Origin of the sequence: Streptomyces sp. TM32 (assembly GCF_004122755.1) — a bacterium.
Classification (GTDB): domain Bacteria; phylum Actinomycetota; class Actinomycetes; order Streptomycetales; family Streptomycetaceae; genus Streptomyces; species Streptomyces sioyaensis.
The window spans coordinates 1-10,282 of sequence record NZ_SDIG01000204.1 but is presented as its reverse complement, the minus strand read 5'-3'; the positions used below and the strand labels follow the sequence as shown (position 1 = coordinate 10,282).

Below are 10,282 nucleotides of genomic sequence, written 5' to 3'. Positions count from 1 at the left end.
TTCCACCCCCAACGGGAGGGGGCGGACCGCAGGACGGAGTCCGGAGGGCCGGTCCCGCAGCCGAACAGCCAGCGCAGCGGCAACCAGCCCGCCGCAGGCGCCACGACGACAAACCACCACGGCGGGACAGCCGACAACGTGGGAAGCAGCCCGCGCTACGCGCGGTCAGGTACACAACGGCCGTCCTCCGTGCGGTAGTTCCAGCGTGCGCCGTTCGTCACCAGTTCCTTGACCGCGCGGAGGAAGCGTTCAACGTGCTCATCCGGCGTGCCGACGCCAAAGCTGACGCGGATGGCGTTCAGTGAGCGCTCACCGGGGGCTGCCTCCGGGGCGCCGCACTCCCCGGGGTCCTGCGGCTCGCTGCCCAGGAGGGTCCGTACCAGCGGGTGGGCGCAGAACAGGCCGTCGCGGACGCCGATGCCGTACTCCGCCGACAGCGCCGCGGCGAAGTGCGAGCTGTTCCAGCCCTCGACGACGAACGACAGCACGCCCACCCGGGAGGCGTCCGCGCCGAAGAGGGAGAGCACCTGGACCTCGGGCACCTCGGCCAGGCCCGCCGTGACGCGGTCGACCAGCTCCTGCTCCCGGGCGATCAGCTCCGGGAAACCGGCCTCGGCCAGTGCCTTGCAGGCGGAGGCGATCGCATAGGCACCGATGACGTTCGGCGAGCCGGCCTCGTGCCGGGCCGCGGTGGTCTGCCACTCGACGTCCACCCCGCCGTCCGTGCGCCGGGACACCTTGCGGCTGGCGCCGCCGCCCGCCAGGTACGGCGCGGCGTCCCGCAGCCAGTCCGCCCGGCCGGCCAGCACCCCGGCGCCGAACGGCGCGTACAGCTTGTGCCCGGAGAACGCGACCCAGTCGACGTCCAGCTCCGCGAGGTCCACCGGGTGGTGCGGGACGAGCTGCGCCGCGTCGAGGACAATCCGGGCGCCGTGCGCATGGGCCGCGGCGGCCAGCTCCTGGACCGGCCAGAGTTCGCCGGTCACGTTCGACGCGCCGGTGACGCAGACCAGCGCCGGCCCGTACGGGTCTCGTTCCGCCAGCGCCGTCTCCAGGGTTTCCACCGCCTGCCGCGGGGTGCGCGGCGCATTGAGGTAGGTCACGGCGGTATCGGCGCGCCGTTCCCACGGCAGCAGCGAGGCGTGGTGCTCGGTCTCGAAGACGAACACCCGGGTGTCCTGCGGGAGCGCGGCGGCGAGGAGGTTGAGCGAATCGGTGGTGGAGCGGGTGAAGACGACCTGGTCGTCGGCGCGGCAGCCGAGGAAGTCGGCGATCGTCCGGCGGCTGTTCTCGAAGAGGTCGGTGGAGAGCTGGGAGAGGTATCCGGCGCCGCGGTGCACGCTGCCGTAGTACGGGGCGTAGGCGGCGACGTCGTCCCAGACGCGCTGGAGGGCGGGGGCGCTGGCGGCGTAGTCCAGTGCGGCGTAGTCGACCTCGCCGCCGGTCACGAGCGGGACACGGACATCCCGGCCGAGAACCGGCAGCGGGGCACAAACGGAACGGTCGGCGGCAACGGCGGCAACAGACATGGCGAACTCCCGTAAGAGGTGAGCGAATTCGCGGCGGGCGGGGGCGCGGGAGGGCGCGCCGGGGCACCGCGGCGGAAAGGAAAAAGGGATGCGGAGAAGGGGCCGTCGAGCCCTATCGCATTCGCTGATTCACGGAAGTTCTCCCTCGGGGACCAGGATCCCTGGCGAGGGATCCGCGCTTGCCGCAGACCTCGCTGCCTGCGGCCTGGTCATCACCCGGGGCACCCCGCCACGGAAGGAGGGTTGCCGGACAGCGGGCCGGGGCCTGTGTCGCTGTCACTCGTGACCTGCGCAGAATCATGCCATACCGCCGGTGCGCCGCAAGGCCCGGTCCACATGACGGAACGGGCCTTGCGTCACACCCTGGGTGACCGGGCGCTCAGGCGTTGCTGGCCGCTACCCATCGCTCCAGTGCCCGCTTGGCCTGACCGGAGTCGATCGCGGCGGCGGCGGTGACGATCCCGGCCCGGATCTGCTCCGCCAGCGGGGCATCGGTGGGCTCCAGCGCGACCAGCGCCGCCGCGGAGTTCAGCAGCACCGCGTCGCGTACCGGCCCGGTCTCCCCGTCCAGCAGCCGGCGCGCGACCTCCGCGTTGTACGAGGCGTCCGCGCCGCGCAGCGCCTCCACCGGCACCAGGTCGATCCCCACGTCCCGCGGATCGAAGGCCTCCTCGCGCACCGTGCCGTCCCGGACGATCCACACCCGCGAGGTCGCGGTCGTGGTCAGCTCGTCCAGGCCGTCGTCGCCGCGGAACACCAGCGCGGAGGAGCCGCGCTCGGCGAGCACCCCGGCCAGGATGGGCGCCATCCGGGCGTCCGCGACACCGGTCGCCTGGGCGCGGACCTTCGCGGGGTTGGTCAGCGGGCCCAGCACGTTGAACGTGGTGCGGATGCCGAGCTGGCCGCGGGCGTTGGCGACGTGCCGCAGCGAGGGGTGGAACTTCACCGCGAAGCAGAAGGTGATCCCTGCTTCCTCGGCGACCTCGACGACCCGTCGCGGGGTGAGATCGAGGTTGACGCCGAGCTTCTCCAGGACGTCGGAGGCGCCACTGGCCGAGGACGCGGCGCGGTTGCCGTGCTTGACGACCTTGGCGCCGGTGCCGGCCACCACGATCGAGGACATCGTGGAGATGTTGACGGTCTTGGCACCGTCGCCGCCGGTGCCGACGATGTCCACGCTCGGTCCGGGCACCTCGATCAGCCGGGCGTGCGCGTACATCGTCCGCACCAGGCCGGAGATCTCGGCGACGGTCTCGCCCTTGGCGCGCAGGGCCACCGCGAAACCGGCGATCTGGGCGTCGCCGGCCTCGCCCCGCATGATCTTGTCCATCGCCCATGCGGTGTCGTCCGCGGTGAGGTCACGGCCGTCGAGCAGGGCGTTCAGGAGGCCCGGCCAGGTCTGGGCCGCCACGCTGTCGCCGCCAAAGGGGGTCGCAACGCTCATGGTCCACACTCCTGGTTTGTCTCCTGCTTCTGTCGTTCACCCTATCGACCCGCCGGACACGCCGGAGGGCCCCGTCCGCTTGGACGGGGCCCTCTGGGTGGCGTGCTCCCTACGGTGCGCTACGAGGCGCCGCGGTGATCAGTGGTGGCCGTGGCCGCTGGTGATCTCCTTGTACTCCTCGACCGTGGGCTTGGCGATGACGCTGTCCTCGCCGTAGTAGCTCTTGGAGAGCTTGGCGCGCAGCTTCTGCGCACGGGAGAGCTTGCGCTCGACGCCGTTCTCGTCGACCTCCGGACCCAGTTCGAGCGGCTCGGGCTGCTCGTGCTGGGTGAGGAGGTGCAGCTGCTCCTGGTCGAGCGGCTCGTGGACCTCGATGAACTCACCGTGCGGCAGGCGCTTGATGATGCCGGACTCGCGGCCGTGCAGCACCTTGTCCCGGTCGCGCCGCTGCAGACCCAGGCAGATCCGCTTGGTGGCGATGAAGCCCAGCACCGGTCCGACGAAGAACGCGATCCGGACGAACCAGGTGATCGAGTTGATCGACAGGTGGAAGTGCGTCGCCCACAGGTCGTTGCCGCCACCGATCAGCATCACGAAGTACGCGATCAGCCAGGCGACACCGAAGCCCGTACGGGTCGGGACGTTGCGCGGGCGGTCCAGGATGTGGTGCTCGCGCTTGTCGCCGCGGACCCAGGACTCCACGAACGGGTAGACCGCGATGGCGACCAGGACCAGCGGGAAGACCAGGATCGGGATCAGCACGCCGAAGTTGAGGGTGTGGCCCCAGAAGTTCCACTCCCAGCCCGGCATGACACGCACCAGACCCTCGGCGAAGCCCATGTACCAGTCGGGCTGGGCGCCGGTGGACACCTGGTCGGGGCGGTACGGGCCGATGGCCCACACCGGGTTGATGCTGGCGATCGCGGCGATCGCCGCGATCACACCGAAGACCAGGAAGAAGAAGCCTCCGGCCTTGGCCATGTAGACCGGCAGCAGCGGCATGCCCACGACGTTGTTGTTGGTCTTGCCGGCACCCGGGAACTGCGTGTGCTTGTGGTAGAAGACCAGGATCAGGTGCGCCACCAGCAGGCCGAGCATGATGCCCGGCAGCAGCAGCACGTGCACCGTGAAGAACCGCGGGATGATGTCGTGCCCCGGGAACTCCCCGCCGAAGATGAAGAACTGCAGGTACGAGCCGACCAGCGGCATCGCCAGGATGACGCCCTCGATGAACCGCACGCCGGTGCCGGAGAGCAGGTCGTCGGGGAGCGAGTAGCCGGTGAAGCCGGTGAACATGCCCAGCACGAACAGCAGGAAGCCGAACAGCCAGTTGACCTCACGCGGCTTGCGGAAGGCGCCGGTGAAGAACACCCGCATCATGTGGACCATCATCGCGGCCAGGAAGACCAGCGCGGCCCAGTGGTGGATCTGGCGGATCAGCAGACCACCACGCACGTCGAAGCTGATGTTCAGCGTCGACTCGAAGGCCTGCGTCATCCGGATTCCCTGCATGGGCACATAGGAACCGTGATAGGTCACCTCGGCCATGCTCGGGTGGAAGAACAGCGTCAGATAGACACCGGTCAGGATGATGATGATGAAGCTGTAAAGCGCGACCTCGCCCAGCATGAAGGACCAGTGGTCCGGGAAGATCTTGCGCATGTTGGACTTGGCGAGGCTGTAGATGCCCAGCCTGCCGTCCGCCCAGTCGGCGATCCGCTCGCCCCGTGGCGCCGGGCCACGGCGCGTGGTGGTCGCGCTCGTCTCGTTACTCATCCGCGCTCCCAGAAGCTCGGGCCGACGGGCTCCCCGAAGCCGCTTGCGGCCTCCAGGAAGCCGTCCTTCTCCGTGATGTGCAGCTGCGGCAGGGCGTGACCGGCCGGACCGAAGATCACCCGACCACCGTCAGAGAGGTCGAAGGTCGACTGGTGGCAGGGGCAGAGCACGTGGTGCGTCTGCTGCTCGTACAGGCTGATCGGGCAGCCCACGTGGGTGCAGATCTTGGAGTACGCCACGATGCCCTCGTGCGACCAGGACAGCTCGTGCTTGTCCTTGATGTTCTGCGGCTGGATCCGCACGAGCATCAGGGCGTCCTTGGCGATCTTCTCCGCGAACTCCTCGTCGTCCTCCTCCAGGCCCTCGGGCTTGGCGAAGGTGAGCGAGCCGACGGCGATGTCCTCGGGACGCAGCGGGAGGTTGGTGGACGCGTTGACGAGCCGGACGCCCTTCTTCCAGTTCGTCGTCCGCAGCTTGGTGCCGGGCAGCGGCCCGAGGTCGCGCAGCAGGACGACGCCGGAGAGCGGCACCAGGGCCAGCGCGCCGAACATCGTGTTGCGGACCAGCTTGCGGCGGCCGATCTGCGACTCCTTCGCACCGTCCGCGAAGTCCGCCATGACCTTGGCCTTGACCTCAGGGGTCGCCTCGATCGGGTGGCGCTCGTCGGCGACCTCCTCGTCCGACATCAGCGTGCGGGCCCAGTGGACCGCGCCGGCGCCGATGCAGAAGAGGGCCGCACCGAGGGTCAGACCCAGCGCGAAGTTCAGCGCGCTGATGTGGCCGATCGGCCAGATGTAGACGATCTTGTCGATCGGGATCGCCACGTACGAGGCGATGAAGGCGACCGTGGCGATCATCGACACGACGAAGAGGAGCGCCACGGTGCGCTCGGAGCGCTTGGCGGCCCGCTCGTCGATGTCCTGGGCGCGGTGCTCGTGGGGCGGCAGACCCGGGTCGGCGAACGGGTTCTCCGCCGTGATCACCGCACCTTCGTGCGCCGTCTCCCGCTCACCGGGAAGGGTTTCTTCTGGCACGTCTTCGTGTCGTCCAGTCTCACTCATGACTTCTTGGCCTTCGTAGTCCGGGCTGCGACCCAGATGGCGACCGCGACCAGCGCGCCCAGGCCGAAGATGTAACCGAAGAGACCCTCACTGACCGGACCGAGACCACCGAGGTCGAGGCCGCCGGGGCTCTCCGATTCATCGCCGTTGACGGCGCCGAGGTACGCGATGATGTCCTTCTTGTTCTGCTTCGACAGCGAGCCGTCGCCGAAGGAGGGCATGTTCTGCGGGCCGGTCTCCATGGCCTCGTAGATGTGCTTCGGGTCCACGCCCTCGAGCGTCGGTGCGAACTTGCCGTTCGTGAGGGCGCCGCCCTTACCGGTGAAGTTGTGGCACTGCGCGCAGTTGGTGCGGAACAGCTCGCCGCCCTTGCCGATGTTGGCGCCGTCGGAGCTGTACTGCGACTTCTCCGGAACGGTCGGACCGGCACCCAGCGACGCGACATAGGCCGCAAGCTGGTCGATCTGGGCGTTGGTGTAGATGTTCCGCTTCCGCGGCACCTGGGCGCCGGGCTGCTGGGCGGGCATACGGCCGGTGCCGACCTGGAAGTCGACGGCGGCGGCGCCCACGCCGACCAGGCTCGGGCCGTCGGAGGTGCCCTGACCGCCGGTGCCGTGGCAGCTTGCGCAGCCCACGGCGAAGAGCTTCTTGCCCTCCTTGATGGCAAGAGACTGGGCGGTGTCATCGGCCTGAGCCTTGTCCGCCGGCGCGAACGCGGCGTACAGCCCCCCAGTGACCGCCAGCGCGAGGAGTAGGACGACGAGCGCCGCCAGCGGATGGCGCCGTCGTGCGGAGAGCTTTTTCACGGATTACCCCGGTGTCAGGATCTTCTGCGTCGATGCTTTGGCTATGTCTGTCTGATATGCGGGCCCGGCAAGGCCCCGTACCGGTTACCGGATCAGGTAGATCGTGGCGAAGAGGCCGATCCAGACGACATCGACGAAGTGCCAGTAGTAGGACACGACGATGGCCGCGGTGGCCTGCGTGTGGGTGAACCTCTTGGCCGCGTACGTCCTGCCCAGGACCAGCAGGAAGGCGATCAGACCGCCTGTCACATGCAGTCCGTGGAAGCCGGTGGTCAGGTAGAAGACCGAGCCGTAGGGGCCGGACGAGAGCGACAGGCCCTCGTGCTTGACCAGCTCGGTGTACTCGAAGACCTGACCGCCGATGAAGATCGCACCCATGATGAAGGTGACCACGAACCAGGCCCGGAGCTTCTTGACGTCGCCACGCTCGGCGGCGAATACGCCGAGCTGGCAGGTCAGCGAGCTGAGCACCAGGATCGTGGTGTTGGTCGCGGAGAACGGAAGATTCAGCGCACTGGCGGATTCCTTCCAATACGCCTCGCCGGTCACCGATCGAAGGGTGAAGTACATCGCGAAGAGGGCCGCGAAGAACATCAGCTCGGAACTCAGCCAGATGATGGTTCCGACGCTGGTGAGGTTCGGCCGATTGACCGACGGGTGCGCGTGCCCGGTTTCTACTGTCGTTGCTGTCGCCACGACCGACATTATGTCGGTCGCTTATCCCGCCCTCACTCCGGGGGGTACCGTTCGGTGTGTCAAGGGCGTATGCCCTGCTCGTACGGCCGATTTCGGCGATCGCTCGAAGGAGGGACGCAGCGGCCGGGACACGATGCCCGGGCCCCGCCGGGACCGCTCCTGACTGTCCGTCGGCAAGATCCCGGATCCGTCCGAACCCTCCTGTAAGCCCCCGCCGCGGGAGTAGCATCCGCCCCACCCGATGCTGTGCCGCTACGAAGCGTGGAGGAACGATGCAGGCGACTGCCACGGTGCTGGTCTACAGCGACAACGCAGGCACCCGCGAGCAGGTCCGGCTGGCGGCCGGACGGCGCCCCGCCGCCGATGCCCCGCAGATCGAGATCCTGGAGTGCGCCACCGCACCGGCCGTGCTCACGGCGCTGGAGCAGGGCGGCATCGACGTCTGCGTACTGGACGGCGAGACCGCCCCCGCGGGCGGGATGGGCGTCTGCCGGCAGATCAAGGACGAGATCTTCCAGTGCCCGCCGGTGCTGCTGCTGATCGGCCGCCCCCAGGACGCCTGGCTGGCGACCTGGAGCCGTGCGGACGCCGCGGTGACCCATCCGCTGGACCCGGTCGCCTTCGCCGACGCGCTGGCCGGCCTGCTGCGCCGCAGGCGCCTCGTACAGGCCTGAGCGGCCTGCTGGGCGGCGCTCAGAAGGTCGGGCGCAGTCGGGCGTCGTCGGCGGGGTTCTGTTCGCGCTCGGCGGTTCCTGTGGTGCTGGACGCCTTGTTCTTCAGCGCGCTGCCGGCCCGCCATTCCTGCCAGGGCATGTTCCAGTCGCCGAAGCCGTTGTCGAACGGCGTCATGGTCTCGCCGCCGCTGTTGACGACCTTGACGATGTCGCCGACCCGGACGTGGTTGAAGAACCACTGGGCGTTGCCGGTGGACATGCCCGTACAGCCGTGGCTGACGTTCGCCGCGCCCTGGGATCCGACGGACCAGGGTGCGGCGTGCACGTACTCCCCGCTCCAGGTCACCCGGGTGGCCCAGTAGACCGGCAGGTCGTAGGAGTCCGAGCTGCCGGCGGCGATGCCGACGGTCGAGCTGCGCATCCGTACGAAGCTCTCCTTGCCGAGGACGACCTTGACGCCGTTACGGGTGGAGAAACCGGGCTTGCCGGTGGTCACCGGGATGGTGTTGATCTCCTCACCGTTGCGCAGCACCGTCATGTGGTGTGCCGCCGCGTCGGTGATGGCCTCCACCCGGTCGCCGGTGGTGAGCCGCAGCGGCTTGGACGGGCCGCCGTAGAGCCCCTTGGCGATCTTCAGGCCGGCCAGGTTGCTGTGCACCGAGATGGTGGCGTGGGCGGGCCAGTACTCCTTCGGGCGGAAGTGCAGCTTCTTGCCGTCCACCCAGTGCCAGGCGCCCTCGACCCGCGGCATGGAATCGACCTTCAGGGCGCTCTCGACGATGGCCCGCTGCTTCTGGTCCTTGACCGGCCGGCTCAGCTCGGCGGTGACCGGCTGGCCGACGCCGTACTCGCCGCCCTCCGGCCCGAAGACCGCGGTCAACTGGCCGTCGGCGTCCGCGGTGTGGACCGTGAGCGTCTTGCGGCCGGGCGCACCGTCCTCGTCCTCGGTGCTCACCCGCACGGTGTAGCGGCTGCCGGCGGCCAGGGGCACCGTGGTGCGCCAGCGCCTGCCGTCGGCGCTCAGCTCGCCACGGACGAAGCGGCCGGTGGAGTCGGTGGCGGTCACGTCGGTGATCCGCGCGTCGTCCCCCTTGACGGAAACCTCAAGCGGCTTGTCTGGGTCCGCCTTCTTTTTGCCGTCGGGGGTGTTGGCCGTGATCTGGTCGGCCGCGTCGTAGGGAGCGGCGGAGAGCGCTTCCGAATCCGAGCCCCCGCACGCGGTGGCGCTCACCGCAAGGGGCACGAGCAGGAGGCCGCAGCTCAGCACCGTCCGGGTTCGAGGTCTGTGACTCATGCCCCAAAAATATGAAGAATCACCTGGCCCAGCGCGCTGGAGGACTGCAAACGGGTCTGTCCCGGCCCGGGAACGCGGCGGGCCCGGACACCCCGTCAGGGTGGCCGGGCCCGCCGTACGGCAGTGCGCGTGCCTACTGCGTGCGGTTCTCACCGTGGTAGTACTCGAAGACCCAGCCGAAGAGTCCGACGAAGATCACCGGCAGCGAGAAGTACAGCAGCCACCAGCCGAAGACGACGCCCAGGAAGGCGAGCGCGCCGCCGACGGCCAGGGACAGCGGCTGCCAGCTGTGCGGGCTGAAGAAGCCCAGCTCGCCGGCGTCGTCCGAGACCTCGGCGTTCTCGTTGTCCTGTGCGCCCGCGTCGACCCGCCGGGCCGTGAAAGCCAGGTAGTAGCCGACCATGATGCACAGGCCGAAGGCGAGGAACAGCGCGGTGGTGCCCGCCGGCTCCTTCGACCACAGGCCATAGACGATCGCCATGACGAGGACGAAGACGGAGAGCCAGATGAACATCTTGCCCTGGATCTTCACTTGCCCGCCTCCTTGCCGCCGGCGAGGGTCTTGTCGTCCTCGGTGCCGTGGCCGTTGTGCAGCGCGTCAAGGGCTGCGATCTCCGGGTGGTGCAGGTCGAACGCCGGGGATTCGGACCGAATACGCGGCAGGGTGAGGAAGTTGTGCCGCGGCGGCGGGCAGGACGTCGCCCACTCCAGCGAACGGCCGTAGCCCCACGGGTCGTCGACCTCGATCTTCTCGCCGTACTTCGACGTCTTCCAGACGTTGTAGAGGAACGGCAGGATCGACAGGCCCAGCAGGAACGAGCTGATCGTCGAGATGGTGTTCAGCGTCGTGAATCCGTCGGCCGCGAGGTAGTCCGCGTAACGCCGCGGCATGCCCTCGGCGCCCAGCCAGTGCTGGACGAGGAAGGTGCCGTGGAAGCCCACGAACAGCGTCCAGAAGGTGATCTTCCCGAGCCGCTCGTCCAGCATCTTGCCGGTCATCTT

Annotated in this window: 10 protein-coding genes and 1 riboswitch; of the genes, 1 reads left to right on the top strand and 9 read right to left on the bottom strand. The window is 68.9% G+C overall.

The window, feature by feature from the left end:
• Positions 1 to 155: 155 nt before the first annotated feature.
• The 6 genes from EST92_RS28565 to EST92_RS28540 form a co-directional block, all read right to left on the bottom strand.
• Complete coding sequence (locus EST92_RS28565; RefSeq protein ID WP_129283614.1) at positions 156 to 1,529, bottom strand: aminotransferase class V-fold PLP-dependent enzyme; 1,374 nt, start codon at positions 1,527 to 1,529, stop codon at positions 156 to 158.
• Positions 1,530 to 1,699: 170 nt separating this feature from the next.
• Positions 1,700 to 1,817: riboswitch (SAM riboswitch) on the bottom strand.
• Between the two features lie 91 nt (positions 1,818 to 1,908).
• Positions 1,909 to 2,973: an anthranilate phosphoribosyltransferase gene (gene trpD / locus EST92_RS28560; RefSeq protein ID WP_129283613.1), complete on the bottom strand. Its 1,065-nt coding sequence runs from the start codon at positions 2,971 to 2,973 to the stop codon at positions 1,909 to 1,911.
• A 138-nt stretch (positions 2,974 to 3,111) separates the two neighbouring features.
• The gene (locus EST92_RS28555) at positions 3,112 to 4,749 is read right to left on the bottom strand and encodes a ubiquinol-cytochrome c reductase cytochrome b subunit (protein WP_129283612.1); all 1,638 of its coding nucleotides are present in this window, start codon (positions 4,747 to 4,749) and stop codon (positions 3,112 to 3,114) included.
• The gene (locus tag EST92_RS28550) at positions 4,746 to 5,810 is read right to left on the bottom strand and encodes a Rieske 2Fe-2S domain-containing protein (protein ID WP_129251083.1); all 1,065 of its coding nucleotides are present in this window, start codon (positions 5,808 to 5,810) and stop codon (positions 4,746 to 4,748) included. Before EST92_RS28550 ends, EST92_RS28555 begins: the two co-directional genes overlap by 4 nt.
• Positions 5,807 to 6,616: a c-type cytochrome gene (locus tag EST92_RS28545; protein ID WP_129283611.1), complete on the bottom strand. Its 810-nt coding sequence runs from the start codon at positions 6,614 to 6,616 to the stop codon at positions 5,807 to 5,809. The genes EST92_RS28550 and EST92_RS28545 overlap by 4 nt, the downstream gene beginning before the upstream one ends.
• An 84-nt stretch (positions 6,617 to 6,700) precedes the next feature.
• Positions 6,701 to 7,321: a heme-copper oxidase subunit III gene (locus EST92_RS28540; protein ID WP_006606088.1), complete on the bottom strand. Its 621-nt coding sequence runs from the start codon at positions 7,319 to 7,321 to the stop codon at positions 6,701 to 6,703.
• A 263-nt stretch (positions 7,322 to 7,584) separates the two neighbouring features.
• On the opposite strand from EST92_RS28540, the gene EST92_RS28535 reads away from it, so the two are divergent.
• Positions 7,585 to 7,986 carry a hypothetical protein gene (locus tag EST92_RS28535; RefSeq protein ID WP_006606087.1) on the top strand — a complete coding sequence of 134 codons (402 nt, stop codon included), beginning with the start codon at positions 7,585 to 7,587 and terminating at the stop codon, positions 7,984 to 7,986.
• Between the two features lie 19 nt (positions 7,987 to 8,005).
• Here the strand turns inward: EST92_RS28535 and EST92_RS28530 are convergent, their stop codons facing one another.
• The 3 genes from EST92_RS28530 to EST92_RS28520 form a co-directional block, all read right to left on the bottom strand.
• Positions 8,006 to 9,280: an Ig-like domain-containing protein gene (locus EST92_RS28530; RefSeq protein WP_174244162.1), complete on the bottom strand. Its 1,275-nt coding sequence runs from the start codon at positions 9,278 to 9,280 to the stop codon at positions 8,006 to 8,008.
• Between the two features lie 133 nt (positions 9,281 to 9,413).
• Positions 9,414 to 9,812 (bottom strand): cytochrome c oxidase subunit 4, encoded by a 399-nt coding sequence (locus EST92_RS28525; RefSeq protein ID WP_093482781.1) that lies wholly within the window; start codon positions 9,810 to 9,812, stop codon positions 9,414 to 9,416.
• Positions 9,809 to 10,282 (bottom strand): cbb3-type cytochrome c oxidase subunit I (locus EST92_RS28520; RefSeq protein ID WP_174244161.1); only part of this gene is annotated, 474 nt, incomplete at its 5' end. The genes EST92_RS28520 and EST92_RS28525, both read right to left, overlap by 4 nt.

Excerpts from the sequence above, each read along its gene's own strand:
- EST92_RS28565 (WP_129283614.1), bottom strand. The coding sequence starts at position 1,529 with ATGTCTGTTGCCGCCGTTGCCGCCGACCGTTCCGTTTGTGCCCCGCTG.
- trpD (WP_129283613.1), bottom strand. The coding sequence starts at position 2,973 with ATGAGCGTTGCGACCCCCTTTGGCGGCGACAGCGTGGCGGCCCAGACC.
- EST92_RS28555 (WP_129283612.1), bottom strand. The coding sequence starts at position 4,749 with ATGAGTAACGAGACGAGCGCGACCACCACGCGCCGTGGCCCGGCGCCA.
- EST92_RS28550 (WP_129251083.1), bottom strand. The coding sequence starts at position 5,810 with ATGAGTGAGACTGGACGACACGAAGACGTGCCAGAAGAAACCCTTCCC.
- EST92_RS28540 (WP_006606088.1), bottom strand. The coding sequence starts at position 7,321 with ATGTCGGTCGTGGCGACAGCAACGACAGTAGAAACCGGGCACGCGCAC.
- EST92_RS28535 (WP_006606087.1), top strand. The coding sequence starts at position 7,585 with ATGCAGGCGACTGCCACGGTGCTGGTCTACAGCGACAACGCAGGCACC.
- EST92_RS28530 (WP_174244162.1), bottom strand. The coding sequence starts at position 9,280 with ATGAGTCACAGACCTCGAACCCGGACGGTGCTGAGCTGCGGCCTCCTG.